This is a genomic window from Haloarcula pelagica, assembly GCF_030127105.1.
Classification (GTDB): Archaea; Halobacteriota; Halobacteria; order Halobacteriales; family Haloarculaceae; genus Haloarcula; species Haloarcula pelagica.
In genome coordinates, this window is the sequence record NZ_CP126161.1 from 104977 (window position 1) to 120379 (window position 15403).

15 protein-coding genes are annotated in these 15403 nt (G+C 67.3%); 5 read left to right on the forward strand and 10 right to left on the reverse strand.

The genetic code is table 11. The annotated features are described in order from the left end of the window. Positions 1 to 12 precede the first annotated feature (12 nt). On the reverse strand, positions 13 to 213 hold the full coding sequence (locus tag P1L40_RS00575) for a hypothetical protein (RefSeq protein WP_284009337.1): 201 nt from the start codon (positions 211 to 213) through the stop codon (positions 13 to 15). Positions 214 to 448: 235 nt separating this feature from the next. Here P1L40_RS00575 and P1L40_RS00580 point away from each other — a divergent pair, with 235 nt between their 5' ends. Beyond that, the gene (locus P1L40_RS00580; protein ID WP_284009339.1) at positions 449 to 1327 is read left to right on the forward strand and encodes a helix-turn-helix domain-containing protein; all 879 of its coding nucleotides are present in this window, start codon (positions 449 to 451) and stop codon (positions 1325 to 1327) included. 296 nt (positions 1328 to 1623) lie between these two features. Then, positions 1624 to 2382, forward strand: coding sequence for an MBL fold metallo-hydrolase (locus P1L40_RS00585; RefSeq protein WP_284009341.1), 759 nt, complete (start codon positions 1624 to 1626; stop codon positions 2380 to 2382). On the opposite strand, the gene P1L40_RS00590 is transcribed toward P1L40_RS00585, so the two are convergent. From P1L40_RS00590 to rqcH, 5 genes are all read right to left on the reverse strand, one after another. Next, the gene (locus tag P1L40_RS00590) at positions 2379 to 3536 is read right to left on the reverse strand and encodes a sensor histidine kinase (RefSeq protein WP_284009342.1); all 1158 of its coding nucleotides are present in this window, start codon (positions 3534 to 3536) and stop codon (positions 2379 to 2381) included. The genes P1L40_RS00585 and P1L40_RS00590 overlap by 4 nt on opposite strands. Before the next feature lie 100 nt (positions 3537 to 3636). Next, on the reverse strand, positions 3637 to 4704 hold the full coding sequence (locus P1L40_RS00595; RefSeq protein ID WP_284009343.1) for an mRNA surveillance protein pelota: 1068 nt from the start codon (positions 4702 to 4704) through the stop codon (positions 3637 to 3639). 39 nt (positions 4705 to 4743) lie between these two features. After that, positions 4744 to 5469 (reverse strand): DUF4013 domain-containing protein, encoded by a 726-nt coding sequence (locus P1L40_RS00600; protein ID WP_284009345.1) that lies wholly within the window; start codon positions 5467 to 5469, stop codon positions 4744 to 4746. A 134-nt stretch (positions 5470 to 5603) separates the two neighbouring features. Beyond that, positions 5604 to 6305: a DUF4013 domain-containing protein gene (locus P1L40_RS00605; RefSeq protein WP_284009346.1), complete on the reverse strand. Its 702-nt coding sequence runs from the start codon at positions 6303 to 6305 to the stop codon at positions 5604 to 5606. Between the two features lie 153 nt (positions 6306 to 6458). After that, positions 6459 to 8570 (reverse strand): ribosome rescue protein RqcH, encoded by a 2112-nt coding sequence (gene rqcH, locus P1L40_RS00610; RefSeq protein ID WP_284009348.1) that lies wholly within the window; start codon positions 8568 to 8570, stop codon positions 6459 to 6461. An 85-nt stretch (positions 8571 to 8655) separates the two neighbouring features. Between rqcH and P1L40_RS00615 the strand changes: the two genes are divergently transcribed. Further along, complete coding sequence (locus P1L40_RS00615) at positions 8656 to 9657, forward strand: hypothetical protein (RefSeq protein WP_284009349.1); 1002 nt, start codon at positions 8656 to 8658, stop codon at positions 9655 to 9657. A 43-nt stretch (positions 9658 to 9700) separates the two neighbouring features. On the opposite strand, the gene P1L40_RS00620 is transcribed toward P1L40_RS00615, so the two are convergent. Both P1L40_RS00620 and P1L40_RS00625 read right to left on the reverse strand, forming a co-directional pair. After that, complete coding sequence (locus P1L40_RS00620; protein ID WP_284009350.1) at positions 9701 to 10735, reverse strand: NAD(P)/FAD-dependent oxidoreductase; 1035 nt, start codon at positions 10733 to 10735, stop codon at positions 9701 to 9703. A 46-nt stretch (positions 10736 to 10781) separates the two neighbouring features. Then, positions 10782 to 11492 (reverse strand): MBL fold metallo-hydrolase, encoded by a 711-nt coding sequence (locus P1L40_RS00625; RefSeq protein ID WP_284009352.1) that lies wholly within the window; start codon positions 11490 to 11492, stop codon positions 10782 to 10784. 123 nt (positions 11493 to 11615) lie between these two features. On the opposite strand from P1L40_RS00625, the gene P1L40_RS00630 reads away from it, so the two are divergent. Next, positions 11616 to 12008 carry a spore germination protein GerW family protein gene (locus P1L40_RS00630; RefSeq protein WP_284009354.1) on the forward strand — a complete coding sequence of 131 codons (393 nt, stop codon included), beginning with the start codon at positions 11616 to 11618 and terminating at the stop codon, positions 12006 to 12008. A 54-nt stretch (positions 12009 to 12062) separates the two neighbouring features. Continuing rightward, positions 12063 to 12425, forward strand: a complete 363-nt coding sequence (locus P1L40_RS00635) for a hypothetical protein (protein ID WP_284009356.1) — start codon at positions 12063 to 12065, stop codon at positions 12423 to 12425. Positions 12426 to 12428: 3 nt separating this feature from the next. On the opposite strand, the gene P1L40_RS00640 is transcribed toward P1L40_RS00635, so the two are convergent. After that, positions 12429 to 14093, reverse strand: coding sequence for a tRNA uridine(34) 5-carboxymethylaminomethyl modification radical SAM/GNAT enzyme Elp3 (locus P1L40_RS00640; RefSeq protein WP_284009357.1), 1665 nt, complete (start codon positions 14091 to 14093; stop codon positions 12429 to 12431). 63 nt (positions 14094 to 14156) lie between these two features. After that, positions 14157 to 15347: a carboxypeptidase regulatory-like domain-containing protein gene (locus P1L40_RS00645; protein ID WP_284009358.1), complete on the reverse strand. Its 1191-nt coding sequence runs from the start codon at positions 15345 to 15347 to the stop codon at positions 14157 to 14159. Between the last annotated feature and the right edge of the window lie 56 nt (positions 15348 to 15403).

Below are 15403 nucleotides of genomic sequence, written 5' to 3' on the forward strand. Positions count from 1 at the left end.
GTTCCGGCGACCTCACTCCGGGGCGTAGAACCGAAGGAGGGCGCACTCGGGACACAGGAACGACTCGACATCCCGCGACTCGCTGACCCCGAGCGCGCCGAGGAGGTCGTCGCGCTCCTCGTCGGTCTTGACGTGGGGGTTCCAGGCGTCGCCCATCCTGAAATCGACCGGCTCCAGTTGCACGTCACAGTCCGGACAGCGGATCGTGGACATACCTCGAATGGTGTCGCGCTGCTGATAAGCGTTCGTTTCCTGACAGTGTGCCGACCGACCACGGGGACGCGGACGGACTCAAGCGGAGTCGGCGTAACGAAGCACGCCCGACCGGGACAGCCCGAAACCAGGACACTGCGAACGGTTCGGACGGGGTTTCACTCTCCGAGCGAACGGTGAAATCGGGATTAGAGTCATCACGAGATTCATTACGCTGGAACGTGGTACACCGACTATGTCGCTGTTGCCCTCCAGAGGCCCCGACGCCAGTACGTCCCAGGAAGGGGAACTGGAGATCGTCGGTGTCGACGAAGATGTCTCAGCCGTCCTCGACGCGCTCTCCTCGGACACGGCACGCGAGATCCTCAACACGGTGTACGACGAGCCCGGCACGCCGTCGGAGCTGGCGGACCGGTTGGGAATGTCGATCCAGAAGGTCTCCTACCACCTGGAGAAGCTCGAAGAGGAGGAGTTGATCACCGTCGCGGGGACCCGCTACTCCGAGAAGGGCCAGGAGATGAAGGTGTACGAGCCCCCGGACGATCCGCTCGTCCTGTTCGTCGGCACGCGAGAACGGAAACGCTCGCTGCGCTCGCTCGTCAAACGGCTCGTCCCCGTCGTGGGACTGCTCACGGCTGTGAGCTTCGTCATCGAACTGCTTCTGGGGAACTTCCCGCTCCCAATCGGAACGACCGGGAGCGGGGGCGAGGACGCCGCCCCCCAGGCCGGGGGGGACGGCGACGGCCAGTCCGCAGCCGACGGTGGTGAGCAGATCGCGACGACCGACCAGAGCAAAGACTCGGCCGATCTCGGTGGGAACGTCACGGTCAATCAAGAAGAGCCCTCGCCCGCCGCGACGGCGGACCCACAGACGACCGCCGGCGGCGACGGCGGGGGCGGCATCAGCATCGCCGAGGCGACCGAGACAGCGACCCCAGAAGCGACGGGAACGCCGGCCGGCTACCAGCTCGACGCCGCGACGGAGGTGGCACAGACGGCAGCCTCTGGCGGCGGACCCGGGCTCTCGCTCTCGCCGGGTCTGGCGTTCTTCCTCGGCGGGTTGCTCGTGTTGCTCGTCGTCACTGCCGCGTGGGCCTACGGCGAGAGCGTCTGACGGTAAAACGCGGTTTTGAGCATAGGCCGGGGTTATAACCATCGCACCTATACACTCACATGCACCGTCGACGGGCGATCCGGTCCCGGGCCTGCCCTGTCCCGCCGGTCCCCGACGACGGCTCGCCGCCACCCCCCCTCCGCTGACGCGGCCCTGAATTGGCCCACACGCCGCCCGCCCCGCCCTCCACACCCCCTCCCCCACCCCCCTGACCCCCCCTGACCACATTTTTGCCGCCCGGCCCTCGGCGCCGCGCTCGAAGTAACCCCTTTCAGCCTGCGGCGTCCCGTTCCGGTATGCGACTCACGTTTCTCGGAACCGGGAGCGCCATGCCGACGGGGACACGCGCACAGTCGGGCTACCTGCTCCGGCACGGCGACGAGACGCTGCTCGTCGACTGTGGGAGCGGCGTCCTGAACGCGCTGGCTCGCACGGATGTCGGCTACGAGGGTGTCGACACGGTGGTGTTGACCCACCACCATCTGGATCACGTGAGCGACCTGGCCGTCCTGCTGAAGGCGCGCTGGCTCGCCGGCGAGACGGACCTGACCGTCGTCGGTCCGCCCGGTACCAGCGACCTCGTCGAGGAGACCCTCGCAGTCCACGAGTACATGCAGGGACGGCTCGATCTGACGCTGCGCGATCGGACGACCGGGACGTTCGATCTCGCCGGCTTCACGATCGAGTCGATGGCAGTGCGTCACTCGATGCAGTGTTTCGCCTACCGGCTCCAGCCCGCGGACGGCGGTCCGAGCGTCGTCCTGAGCGGCGACACCGAAGCGTTCCCGGAACTGATCGAGTTCGCCGACGGCGCGGCGGTCCTCGTTCACGACTGTTCGTTCCCCGACGACGTTGACGTGTCGAACCATCCGACCCCGACCACGTTGGGGGAGGCACTGGCCGCCGCGGAGGCCGAGCTGGGGCGGGTCTACCTGACACACCTCTATCCACACACGGAGGGGCGACACGAGGAGATGCTGGCGTCGCTCGCGGACCACTACGACGGGCAGGTCACCTTCGCCGAGGACGGGCTGACGGTCCGTGTCGAGGACTAGACGCGCTGGAGGGTCACGCGAAACGCTGCCCCGCCGGACTCGCTGTCGACGACATCGACGGTGCCGCCGTACGACTCCGTCAGCGCCCGGACGAACCCGAGCCCGAACCCGCTTCCGTTGCTCTCCGGGCCTTTGGCCCCCATCTCGAAGATCTCTTCGCGGATCTCGGGGTCGACGCCCCGCCCGTCGTCGGCCACGCGGACGACGACCTCGTCGGGTGTCGGCGTCGTCGCCGATAGCTCGACAGTCACGTCGCCCTCGTTGTGGACCGCCGCGTTCGAGAGCAGGTTCGTGAACACGGAGTCGAGCAGTTCACCGCCGTAGACGCGATACCCGAACTCTCCGGAGTCGAACTCGACGGAGAGCGACTCGTGGCTATCCCCAACCTGTGAGACAGTCTCCGAGAGGATGGCGTCGAGGTCGCGGGGCTCGGGTTCGTCTTGCTGTTCGAGCGTCGAGACGAGGTCGCCGACCCGCGCGATCAGATCCGCCGAGTTCCGAGCCGCCCGCTGGATCTTGCCCGCGTACTCGGCGGTCTGGCCCTCGACCTGAGTCTCGACGGCCTCGGCGAACCCGGCGATGATCTGGAGGTCGTTGCCCAGATCGTGGCGCAACAGCCGATCGTACAACTCGATCATCTCCTTGCGGGTTTCGAGGTCCTGACGGGCCCGTTCGAGTCGCTCGCGCGACCGGATGTTACTGATCGCTGTGGCGGCGTGGGAAGCAAGAATCTCCAGGGGACGGCTGTGTTCGTCGCCGAAGGAGTTCTTCGAGGTCGACCGGGCGACCAGGACGGCCGAGACCTCGTCGGCCATCTGGGCCGGGACTGCGAGCGTGGCGCTCACCTCCGAACTGTCCGTCACGCCGGCGGCGACGCCGGTTTCGACGATCGTCTCCCCCGATTCCAGGGCACGCTGGGCGGTCTCGCTGGGCTGGTCACCCGGCGTGAGATGGGGATTCGTGCTGTGGACGACCCGGAGTTCGCCCTCATGGGCTTCGACGAACGTCGAATAGGAGAGATCGAACAGCAGCGACATCGCTTCGAGCGTCAGCGAGACGACCTCCTCGACGCTCTCACAGCGGTTGAGTGCCTGGCCGTACTTGTTCAGGTCGGCCACCTGCCGTGCGAAATCTGGTTGCTCCTCGAATGACATCCTACTGACTCCGGCGACCTGGTATTGTCTGAACGTGGGCAGCGGTATAAAAAACGGTTTCGGGCGATTATCCGAATCGATAGCGCCGGACGGCGGACACTCACTCCAGCCGATAGCGCAACAGCGCGGCGACCCCGCCGAGGTTCGAGAGCTGTTGTCCCGGCGCGAACTCGGCGGAGAACACCGTCACCGCGCCGCCTTTCTGTTCGGTCGTCTCGATGAGGTGGTCGATGTCGATCTCCCACTCCCCCTCGCCGGCGCGTTCGGCTCTGAGCCGCTCGTCGAGGACGAGCAGCGTCTCGATGGCCCCGTAGTCGGCCGCCTTCGCGACCTCCTCGGGACCGTACGCGGCCTCGCTACCCTGGCCGATCCGTGCCATCAGTTCGTCGATCATTTCCGCTTCCTCGGCGATCCGTGTCTGTTGCTGTACGTCCTCGACGGCACCCCGTTTGAGCACCTCGTGGACGCCGCGGTCGCCGACGCTCGCGGTATCGACGACGGTGATCTGTTCGGCGATCTCGGGGATCTCCTCGGCGAAGTAGTCCAGCGTGTCCTGCTTGGTAAAGCCCGGGCCGGCGAGGATGTAGGCGTCCACGTCCTGGCGTTTGAGTACGTCGGCCAGTTCCGCGAACAGTTCCGTCCTGGGGCGGGCGTAGTCGCCCTTGCCCGTCGTCGAGGTGATCGACGCGCGTTCCTCGGTGCCGTACTGGGCGACCGTGTGGACGTGTGCTTCGCCCTCTTCGACGGTCGCGATCGCCACGTCGGGGTTGTCCGTCGACTCGACGGCCTCCTCCAGCCGGTCGTTCTGGTCCGGTTTCCAGCGCTTCTCGATCTCCAGTTCGGTGTGTTCCTCGACGTTGAGCGTGTGGTGAAAGCCCAGTTGATCCTCGCGCGAGCAGTCGACGATCTCGCCCCCGATCCGCAGTCTGTTCGCAAACTTGGCGAACTCGACATCGGTGACCTCGATCTTCAGCCACATGTGCTCGCGCTCGCCGCCTTTGTCCCGGAGGTTGTCGTCGTTGCGCTGGATCCGCCGTGTCGTGTCGCCGGAGACGTGGTCCCCTGGTTCGACGACGTGCGAGAGGTGCCAGAGGTCGTCGAGCGTCTCGGGGACCACCTCGACGCGTTCGCGACCCTCGCCGGTGGCCTGCCGGCTTTTGATCTGCATGGGTGAAACTCCGCAACAGGGACACAAGTGCCCTGCTATTCAGACCGCGGGCTGGCCGCTGGGGCTGTCCTCGCGGTGTTGTCGGACCAGCGGCGTGTCACGGACGCCGATCCCGATGGCGTAGGCGGCCGCCACGTTGCCGTAGAAGGTGATGAACGGGACGAGCAGGACGCCGATCACCGTGGCAGCGGCGAGTCCCCCGATCACCTGTGCGAGAAAGCCGATCACGAGCGCCACGATCAGCGCGATGGCGTAGCTCCCGTCGCCGCCGATTGCCCGGAGCGTCGACGGCGAGAACGCCGACGCGATCCGGCCGGTGACTGCGTAGGCGGCCAGCGCCGCGGGGAGCAGGTACAGTGCCCCCAGAAGCACGACGACCGCGAGCACCGCGACGAGGATCGCGAGGAGCACCCCGCCGGCGGCCACGGTCCGAGGGAGCTGTGTGACTTCGGTGCCTCCGACGACGGTGACGGGAATCACGAACGTCAACACCGCGACCGTGACGAACGTCGCCGGCACCAGTGCGTAGACGAACGAGACGACGAACGCGACCACGCCATCGACGAGCAGCTCGCCCCAGTCGTCGAACGCCGGCGGAACCGCGTCGTCGCCGGCACTGACCGCACGGACGACGCGAACGAGGTAGCCGTACACGACCAGGATCGGGACGAACAGGACGCCAAGCAGTGTCAGGACACCGCCGACGAGGATCGTTTCGAGTCGGTGCTCGCCCGCCCAGGGGTACCGGAGTGCGTCTTCGAACATGGGAATCAGCCACTGTGTCGGGCGGGGCGACCGGCCGGTCACCCTCGGATCGACAGTGACGGCTCGACGGTCGGCACGAACAGCGGTAAGAATACGGTCACAACTCGGAACTACGGCCGGCTTACCGGGCCGGATCAGGCCATCGGCTGGCCGGCGGGCGCGTCGGGCGATTCCTCGACGACCGGCATCTCGCGGACCGCGGTTGCGATCGCGTGGGTCCCCGCGACGTTCGCGTAGAAGGTCACGAAGGGGGCCAGCACGACGCCGATGACGATGGCGTTCAGCGCGCCGACGACGATGCCGCCCAGGAAGCTGATCCCGAAGGCGACCGCCCAGCCGGTCGCGTAGGTTCGGCTGAAGGCCATGCGGCGGATCTCACCGAGCGAGAACGCCGCGCTCATGCTGTCCGTACGGGCGTAGGCCACGAGGGCCGCCGGCAGGACGTAAGCGATGGCGAGCGAGACGACGACGATGGCCAGCGTCGCCACCAGGGCGATCAGGGAGGCGACGAGGCCGCTCCCCGCGCTGCCGTTGCCAAGGCCCAGCGACAGGATGCCGCCGAACACCGCGACGATGGCGATCAGCGTTGGGACGAGCGAGTAGACGAACCCGATGATCGACGCCTTCAGGCCGTCGATGGCGAGTTCGCCCCACTCGTCGAACACGGGCAGTTCCTCGTCGCCGTCCATGACCGACCGGAGGACTCTGAGGACGTAGCCGACGACGACGAACAGCGGAACCAGCAGGAAGCTGAAGAACAGCAGCAGGCCGCCGATCAGGACCGTCTTCAGTACGTCGTCGCTCTCACGCGGATAGTTGAGTGCTTCTGTGAACATTGGTGTCTCCTGTGGATGTCCGTGGCGCTGCCGGGTGCGACCCACATCGAGCGTCGACGGAATCTCTACCTATACTACGACCAACAAGTATATCAACGTGCGTGAGACGTGCTATTCGCTCGCACGGGCGGCCCGAAACCGGAATCTCGGCGCTCAGTCCTCGACCATTCGACTCCCACCGGGCGGGAGAAACTCCTGAATCCGGTCCGGACTGGCGATCTTCCTGACGAACGTCTCGTCGGTAAAGCGGGCGTTGAACTCCCGGTAGAGGCGCTTTGCGATGTCGTTCTGGGCGTACTGGCCCGGTTCGACGGTGATGCTCGTCGCCGCCTGTGGCGCGATGGCAGCCGGCGGCCCGCCGATCACGCGGGTCTCGTCCTCGCAGGTGATCCCGACGGCGACACCGACTTCGGTGTCCTCGAAGTAGGTGCGGTCCCCGCGGACGGCGAAGCCGCCTTTCTCGAGGTACTCGCCGCTTTCGGGCGTCTTCGACACCTGGTCGGGATCGACCATGTACACGTCGCCCGCGTACTTGCCGTCCTTCCAGACCGAGGAGTAGGAGACGGCGAACTGCGCGGCCTGATCGAGCGAGGACTGGGGGAACTCGACCTCCTTCGCCGGCTCGCTCGGCCCGGTGGCCTTCAGGACCGTCACCGGCCCGCCGTGTGCCTGTGCGTGGAAGAATTTGTCACCTCGTTCGATGTACTTCTTGACCAGCTCCTCGTTGTCGTCGGCGTCCCGGCCGCCGATGACGAGGTAGCCGTCGGAGGTGTGGAACCAGCGGAACTGCTCGTACCACTGTTCGGTGCTGCGGACGGGGATCGACGGCTCGGCGAGCCAGTCGGTCGGTTCGTCGTCGGTGTCGTCGTCGTCGGTCGACGCTCCGTCGTCGGCTTCCCAGTCGTCGCGGCGGTCCTTGACCTCGGCCAGATCCTCGCGGGTGTCCTCGATGGCCGCGAGCGCGCCCTCCTTCTTGTCCTCGATGCGTTTGGCCTCGGTGTAGAGCCGATCGGCGTTCTTCTCGACGCCCATCGAGGCGTCGACGGTGACCCGGGTACCGTCGACTTCCAGCGTGACCGTCCCCTCGCTCCCGTCGACGCCGACGACCGACTCCGCGGCCGCGATCCCCCGCTCGGCGCCCTCGGCGAACGTCGACTCGATCTCGTCCCAGCCTACGTCGTCGGCTCGGGCCGCCTGGACCGTCGAGATCACGTCGTCGATCAGATCGTACCGGGCGTACAGCAGTTCGGCCTTCTCGCGTTCGGCCTCGGCCTCGGCCTCGAAGTCCTCGATCGCCTCCTGTTGCTGTCTGATGATGTGCTCGTACTTGTTGATCTCCGCCTCGAAGTCGGGCCGCTGGGTCTCGCCGCCCTCGACCTCGTCCTCGCGCTGGAAGTTGAAGAAGTAGTCGTCGAGCGCCGCGTTGAAGCTCTCGAAGGACTCGCTGTACAGGTCTTCGTACTCGGCGAGCGGGATCGGCGTGGCGTCGACCCGCTTTCGATCGTCACCCTCTCCCTCGTAGTAGACCCGCGGATCGAGGTCGCCTTCCCGGAGCCGGGTCGCCAGGTCGTCGATGATCTCGTAGAGGCGCTCGAACTGTTCGTCGGAGAGGTCCTCGACAGGGACGTTGTAGTCGATGTCCGCCCGCGTACACAGCTCCTCGCCGTAGAGCCCACCGAAGTTGAGCTGGGTCGCCAGCGTCCGCACGAGGTCCGCGTCCGAGGACTCGATGCGGGCGACGAACTGGTCGTAGTCGACCGTCAGGGGGTTGAACCGCGCCGACGGGAACTCGTAGGGTGCGCCCGGTGCGACGGTCCGGGACTTCAGCCGGACCGTCTCCAGACAGTCGACCACGTCGCCGTGTTCGTCCAGCACGACGACGTTCCCGTCGCCGAACAGCTCCGCGACCAGCGTCGTGGAGCCGTCCTCGCGGTCGAACTCCAGTTCGAGGATGCGGTCGAACTCGAACTGCTCGACGCGGACCAGATCGGCTCCCGACAGGCGGTTTCGCAACATCATCGCGAAGTCGGGCGGCCGGCCGGGGGCGTCCGGGACGTGTTCTGGGGCGGCGACGTGGGCGCGCATCACGTCGCCGAGTTCGATGACGAACTCCACCCGTCCGCGGTCGAAGTCACGCAGTTTCAGTCTGACCAGGTCGTCGTCGGTGTAGAGGTAGGCCTTGTCGAGTTTCGCGCCGGTGTAGTCGGCGAGTTCGCCCGACAGCGCCGCGAGGTCGACGCTGGTCATCTCGCGTTTCGTGTCCATGTCCGTGGCTGTCGGCGGCCACGCAAATGACTGTCGGGACTCCGACGCTCGAAACCGATTAGCTGCTTCGCTCCGACCCGAGTGTATGGACGAGTCCTCGTCGCCGACAGTCGGCCGCCGGCGGTTCCTCGGTGCGCTCTCGGCCGCCGTCGGCAGCGGGGTGGCTGGCTGTCCGGGAACCGTGGGGGAGACCGAGCGCTCGGGCGGGACCGACCTGACGCCGGCACCGGTCCCCACGATTGAGGCGGGCGCGGACGTGCTCCCCGGTCTGTCCGCGCTTCCCTGCCCCCGGTTCCCGGGCGGAGCGGTCGTCGGGAACCGGGTCTGTGCGACGGCGCCTGACGACCCGCTCGCGCTCGTCGCGTACGATCGGCGGGCGGGGCTCCCGACCGCGACGTTGCGGTTCCAGTTCCGCAACAGTGGACCGGAACCACTCTCCGGGCTCTCCCCGCCCTGGTCGCTCCAGAAGTTCGTCGACGGGGAGTGGCACGTCGTCCGGCCGCTCCGAATCAGGTCGGGAACCGACAGCGCCGCGACGGGGGCCGCCGACCGGCGGACCTGGAGCCTCGCGGTCGACAACGGGGCGACCCGACGGCTCGACCCCCGGCGGGACCGGGGCGTGGAACTCGACGGCGACGTGACCCGGCTCCCGCTCGCGGGACTGGGCGGCGGCCTGTACGCCTTCGTCGTGGCCGGCTGGCTCGGCGAGGTGGTCCGGGAGCGACCGACAGCCGTGGGCGCTCGGTTCCGCCTCGACGGGCCGGCGCTGGAACTCACCCCGACGGCCGACGTGGAGCGGACCGACCCCGGTGGACCGGCCGTCGTCCTCGAAGCCGACCCGGGACTCGGCGAGGCCGTCACGTACGGCCTCCAACCCGCGCTCGACTGGGAGGACGCGCCGACGCTGCCGGCCGAGGAAGCCGTCCTCAACCCCCCGTTACGCAACATGCTCGCGGCGTACTCGCCGAGCACGAACCGAGTCACGCTGCGGACGCGCCGACACCCGGCCTACCCCGTGCTGTCGGAGCGACTGTTCTCTTACCGGGGAACCGTGTTCTGGGTCGAACCCGATCCGGACGAGGGGTGAGCCATCCCGCGACGGGGGCCGGGAGACGGACCAGCGGTCCGGTTTAGAAGTCGGCCGCGATCACCTCGCCCGTCTCCAGCCCGCTTCGGATCGCCGTGTGGAGTCGGGCCTCGGCCGCGACCCAGTCGCCGGCGAAGTACAGATCGTGCGTGGCGGCGTCCGACAGCGCTGCGGTGTCGACCTGTTCCTCGGCCTGGGAGTACCGCCAGTGCTGATAGTCCGTCCAGTCCGGGTCGGTCAGGCGCTCGTCGTCGAGTAAGTGGGCGGTCCGCTCGGCCATCTCGGCGAGCATCTGTTCGGGGCGCTCGTCGTAGTTCGCGACCGACCACGGCTCGTTCATCTGGACCAGCAGGAGCGACTCACCGTCGGGCACGTGGCCGGCTTTGCACTCCTCGCGGGCGACCCAGCCGATGTCGTGGTCCTTGTCGGTGTTGACTACGGCGTACCACGGCCGGTCCAGTTCGAAGGGGTAGTGGAGCACGCCGGCGACGACCGTCCGATAGGGGACCGACGCGATAGCCTGCCTGAGTGTCCGGCGGTCGTCGTGCTCCCAGGCGGCCTGCCCCAGGATGTCGGCCGTCTGTGGCGCCGGCGGCGTCAGCAAGACGGCGTCGAACTCGCCGTGGTCGGTCCCCTCGGCGTCGACGATCTGCCACCCGTGATCGAGTCGTCGCAGCGTCTCGACGCGGACGCCGTTGTGGACCGTCGCGTCGGTGGCTCCGAACAGGCGTTTCGCCAGTTGCGTGATTCCCGCCTCGTACGTCCACTTGTGCTCGTCGGCGTCCCGTCCCTCGGTGATGTCGCCGTCCCGCTCGAAGGCGTAGATCGGGTCCTGCACGTCGATCAGCCCCTCCGTCGGAAGCCGTTCGGTGACCAGTTCGGTGACCCGGTCGTCGTCGGCTTTCAGGTAGTTGGCACCGTACTCGTAGGTACAGTCCTCGTTTCGCCGCGTGGCCGCGCGCCCACAGACGCCGCGGCTCTTCTCGAAGACAGTGACCTCGACAGGGGTGTCACGGAGTGTGTAGGTGGCCGCTGCGCCGGCCGCACCGGCACCGACCACAGCCAGCGTCGCCGTCATATCGGAACGAAAGGACGGCGCGAGTAAATAACTACGGCACCGTCGATCAGACCGACGCCGCCAACCGCCTGAGTGCGCCGCCGCCGTCGGTCGTCACGGGCGTGCCGTGTCCCATCGCCGCCACGTCGAACTCCGGGACCGTGCGGGCGAGGTCGCCGACGCTCTCGCGCAACTGCGCCATGTCGTAGGAGTCGCCCCAGAACGGCGTCGTCAGCCCGCCGTCCTCGCCCCAGACGAGGTCACCGAGAAACATCGTCGAGGTCGCGTCGTGGTGGTAGACGACGTGTCCGGGGTTGTGGCCGGGCGTGTGGTAGACGGTGAACCCCCCGACCGTCTGCCCGTCGTCCACTCCCTCGATGTCGAGATCAGGGAGCGAGAACAGGCGCCGGCTCGCCCGATGGAACAGCCCTTTGTGGTGGAACAGCTCGGGGTCCGTCCGCCCGGCCAGCAGCGCGAGGTCGTCGCTCCCGACCCCGACCGGGCCGTCGAACTCCGGGACCAGGCGGTTCAACCCGCCCACGTGGTCGAGGTCGTAGTGGGTCAGCAACACACGGTCGAGGTCGGCCGGTCCGACGCCGAGGCCGCCGAGTTCGTCCACGATGGTGGGCTCGTTCCACCACAGTCCCGTATCGACGAGCGTGAGGGCGTCGCCCGGGCCGTCGAGCCGTCGCTCGTCGACGAGATACGCGTTCGACGCGAGCGGGGGGACGAGCCCCAGTTCCAGCAGCCACACCCCGTCACGGAGTCGACGGACCATATACTGTCCTAGCGATGGAAACAGAAAACGCTGCGGATCACCTGAACCCGAGAATGGTTAGATATCCAATACGATTATGTCCGTGCCACACCAACGGTGACACGCTGATGGAGCGTGTCCGAAATGAGCACAGACCCGACGGTCGAGACAGACGAACCGAACCAGAACCTCCTGCACACCGTCCGGAGCGGGATCGACGAACTGAGCGAGAGCGCGAGCGTTCAGCGCGTCTTCGGCGATCCGATCACCACCGAGGGGAAGACGATCGTGCCCGTCGCACGTGTCGCCTACGGGTTCGGCAGCGGGTTCGGCAGCGGCGGGGCCGAGGACGAGGGCGAGTTCGACGGCGAGACCGGGCAGGGCGGTGGCGGTGGCGGCGGGATGAGCGTGACACCGGTCGGTGCCCTCGAAGTCACCCCCGACGGGACCCGATTCGTCCGGGTCGGCGACTGGAAGCGGGCCGCGCTGGCGCTCGGTGTCGGGCTCGTGGCCGGCCTCTTGCTCGGACGCCGTTGATCCGCCGGCCGCCCCCTGCGTAACCGACTTGCCGGCCCGGCGACAAGCGCGCCCGTGAGCCGGCTGAACGTCCTCGCTGGCGCGCTGTGTCTCGGCGGTGTCGCCGTCCTGGCAGCCGTCTTCGGTCCGTCGGCGCTCCGCGCGGGGCCGGGACCGGCGCTGTTTTCCGGCTCGCTGGGTCTCGCTGGCCTGCTGTTCTGTCTCGCCGCGACCGGACAGACAGTCGGCGGGCGGCTCGACCTCCACGACTGTAGTGGCCTGGGTGATATGGCGGTCGGCGTGGCGATCCTCGCGGGCCTGACGGCCGTGCCGACGGGCGTCGCCGGGTTCGGGTACGCGATACTCGTCGTCGCCGGCGGGCTGAGCGCCGTCGCTTTCGGTGTGGTGGGCCTGGCCGAGAAGTACGGCGTCGTCTGAGCCTCAGTGGAGCCGCTTCGAGACGTAGGGGCCGTCCTGCTGGTAGTCCAGTTTGTTCCGGTAGTACTCGCGGACGCCGATCCCGGAGATGACGGCGAGTTTCGAGTAGCCCGCGTCCCGGGCCAGCTCTTCGGCTTTCCGGAGGAGTCGCTTCCCGTACCCCTTGTGCTGGTGGTCGTCCTCGCCACCCGTCTGGCCGACGCCGACGGCGTTGCCGTAGACGTGGAGTTCCCGGACCAGCGCGGCGTCGTCCAGTTCTCGGCGGACGGGATCGTTCGGGAACCGGAGCCGGCAGAAGCCGACCAGCACGTCCCGGTCGAAGTCCTCGAAGGAGATGAACTGCTCCGTCCCGCCACAGGCTTCGTAGGTCAACACGTCCAGTTCGACGTTCTCGGCGGTCTCCTCCTTGTGGCCGGCCTCGCGACAGCGGATGCAGTCACAGGTCCAGCCGTGCTTGTCCATCTCCTTCCAGGCCAGTTGCCGGAGGTTGGACTTCCAGACACCGCCCTCGATGAAGTCCGCCGGGATGTCTCGCTGAACGCGCTGGAGGCGGGTGTAGCGGGGGATCATGTCCTTGATCTCCGCGACCAGTTCCGCGGCCTCCTGGTTGTCCAGGGGGTCGAAGTCGTTCTTCTGCCACCAGTCGTAAGTGACCGTCCCCGGGACGACCAGGGTCGGGTAGATCTTGAGGTAGTCCGGCCGCCACTGGGAGTCCTCGAAGATCCGCCGGAAGTCCTCCAGGCACATCTCCTTGGACATCCCTGGCTGGCCGGGCATCATGTGGAAGCCGACCTTGAACGCCGAGTCCCGCAGACGGCGGTTGGCGTCGATCGACGCCTGGACGCCGTGGCCGCGGTGCATCTCCCGGTTGATCCGCTCGAAGGTCGTCTGGACGCCCACCTCGACTTTCGTCCCGCCCAGCCCGAGCATCCGATCGATCTGTTCGGGGTCACACCAGTCGGGTTTCGTCTCGAAGGTCGTCGCGACGTTGCGGACATCGGCGGTCTCGTTCTCGGCGATCACGTCCTCCAGATACGAGAACTCGTACTCCGCGGGGTCCTGGGCGAAGCTCTCGCCCTCCTTGGGGGCTGGGTCGGCCTCGGGGTCGAAGTCGTTCATCGCCTCCAGAGCGCGCTTGACGAACCACTCCTGGTAGTCGTGGCTGCGGGCGGTCATCGTCCCGCCCATGATGATGAGTTCGGCCTTGTCGACGGGGTGACCGATCTCTCGCAACTGGTTCAGGCGCAGCGTCACCTGGCCGTAGGGGTCGTAGTCGTTCTGCTCGCCGCGCGCCGCGGCCGGTTCGTGGCCGGTGTAGGACTGCGCCGAAGAGAACTCCGAGTCCGGACCGCCCGGGCAGTAGAGACACTTCCCGTGTGGACACCGGTGCGGGGAAGTCATGATCGCGATGGGCGAGACGCCCGAGGCGGTCCGGACGGGCTTTCGCTGGAGGACCTCCTCCAGTACTTCCCGATGTTCCTGTGGCGCGTAGTCGAGGAGCTCCGAGTTCTGTGGGACCTTCGGCGCCGAGTACTCGCGGCAGACATCGATCTTCGCGGACTCGACATCGTCGCGCTCGACCTCGCCGGCGAGGATGCGGTCGACCAGCTCCGCACACACCTGCTGGAAGGCTTCCGTCTCGCGGGGGTCCTCGCTCTCGGTACTCACGGTGTTGTCAGTTCTCGTCGCTTTGCCCGAATAAGCGTGTCGCTCGGGACGGAGTCCCCGCCGTTACGATCCGGCGTTGAACGCGACGAGAATCCGCAGGATGTCGGGCTGGGTGATGTTTCCGCTGTTGAAATCGACGATCGCCCGGAGTAACTCGGGGCTCTGAATCCCCGGGGTCCCGTTCGTGTCGTACTGGTCGACGAGGCTCGCGCTCTCGACCTCGACGGTCGTGGCCGCGATCCCGACATCGGAGGAGTTCCGGACGTACGCCTGGACGTTGATCGTCCGGTCGGTCGGCGACGGGTGGTCGGCGGCGACCTCGTACGTGACCGTCGACCGGACGGTCTTGCCGCTTCCGACCGGCCTGGCTGAACTGTACCGGACGGACGGCTGCTGAGTGTCGAGGTTCCCCGAGCCAGCACCCGAGACGGCCGTGGCGGTGATGTTGGTCGGCGTCGTGAGGTCGATCCGGCCGGCAGACGCCGTCGCGCGGTCGTTCGTGTACCGGTAGGTCACCGTGAACGACTCGCCGGGCTGGACGCTGACGTTCTGTGACTCGGCCAGGACACGGACATCGGGTTCTCCCTGGCTGACGACGACGACGTTCGCCGTTGTCGTCTTTCCGTCGACGACGGTCGTGGTTCTGCTTCCCAGAGCGTTGTTCGTGCTCGCCTCGATACGGTACTCGCCCGCGGGGACACCCCCGAACGTGTACGCCCCTCGGCTGTCGGTCGTCGTCGTCGCGATGGCGCTGCTCTCACCGGCCGGATACAGAGTCACCGTCGCCCCGGCGAGTCCGTCGTCGCCGAGGTCTTTCACCAGACCGGTGACGTTGCCGGGCGTCGTTCGTCCGCCGGTCGTGATCGCGATGTTCGCCGTGGCGAGTTTGCCTGCGACGACAGTGACGGTCTTGTTTCCTGTCGTTCCGTCGACCGACGCTTCGACGCGGTAGTCGCCGGCCCGAACGCCGGAAAACCGGAACGAGCCCTGGCTGTCCGCTGTCGTCGTCGCGACGGGGGAACTCACGCCCTCCCGGTAGAGCGTCACGGACGCGTTCGGAATCCGTGTGTTCGCGCTATCGGTTACGAGCCCGGAGATGTCCCCGGTCGCTGTCGCAGTCGTGTTCGCAGAGCGATCCGATCCGGCGTCGACCTGCCCGGTGGCGGCTCCGGCAGCACCGACGACACAGAGGACAGCGAGCGCGACCAACAACAGGGCCCGCTGGTGGGACTGTTCGGGGAGATTCCAGTTCATGGAGGGACCACGATCGTAACGTAGTAACATCCGACAATTAAAAACGTCGAATTAAC

Excerpts from the sequence above, each read along its gene's own strand:
- P1L40_RS00595 (WP_284009343.1), bottom strand. The coding sequence starts at position 4,704 with ATGCAGATCAAAAGCCGGCAGGCCACCGGCGAGGGTCGCGAACGCGTC.
- P1L40_RS00600 (WP_284009345.1), bottom strand. The coding sequence starts at position 5,469 with ATGTTCGAAGACGCACTCCGGTACCCCTGGGCGGGCGAGCACCGACTC.
- P1L40_RS00585 (WP_284009341.1), top strand. The coding sequence starts at position 1,624 with ATGCGACTCACGTTTCTCGGAACCGGGAGCGCCATGCCGACGGGGACA.
- P1L40_RS00590 (WP_284009342.1), bottom strand. The coding sequence starts at position 3,536 with ATGTCATTCGAGGAGCAACCAGATTTCGCACGGCAGGTGGCCGACCTG.
- P1L40_RS00625 (WP_284009352.1), bottom strand. The coding sequence starts at position 11,492 with ATGGTCCGTCGACTCCGTGACGGGGTGTGGCTGCTGGAACTGGGGCTC.
- P1L40_RS00615 (WP_284009349.1), top strand. The coding sequence starts at position 8,656 with ATGGACGAGTCCTCGTCGCCGACAGTCGGCCGCCGGCGGTTCCTCGGT.
- P1L40_RS00575 (WP_284009337.1), bottom strand. The coding sequence starts at position 213 with ATGTCCACGATCCGCTGTCCGGACTGTGACGTGCAACTGGAGCCGGTC.
- P1L40_RS00580 (WP_284009339.1), top strand. The coding sequence starts at position 449 with ATGTCGCTGTTGCCCTCCAGAGGCCCCGACGCCAGTACGTCCCAGGAA.
- P1L40_RS00605 (WP_284009346.1), bottom strand. The coding sequence starts at position 6,305 with ATGTTCACAGAAGCACTCAACTATCCGCGTGAGAGCGACGACGTACTG.
- P1L40_RS00630 (WP_284009354.1), top strand. The coding sequence starts at position 11,616 with ATGAGCACAGACCCGACGGTCGAGACAGACGAACCGAACCAGAACCTC.
- P1L40_RS00645 (WP_284009358.1), bottom strand. The coding sequence starts at position 15,347 with ATGAACTGGAATCTCCCCGAACAGTCCCACCAGCGGGCCCTGTTGTTG.
- P1L40_RS00620 (WP_284009350.1), bottom strand. The coding sequence starts at position 10,735 with ATGACGGCGACGCTGGCTGTGGTCGGTGCCGGTGCGGCCGGCGCAGCG.
- rqcH (WP_284009348.1), bottom strand. The coding sequence starts at position 8,570 with ATGGACACGAAACGCGAGATGACCAGCGTCGACCTCGCGGCGCTGTCG.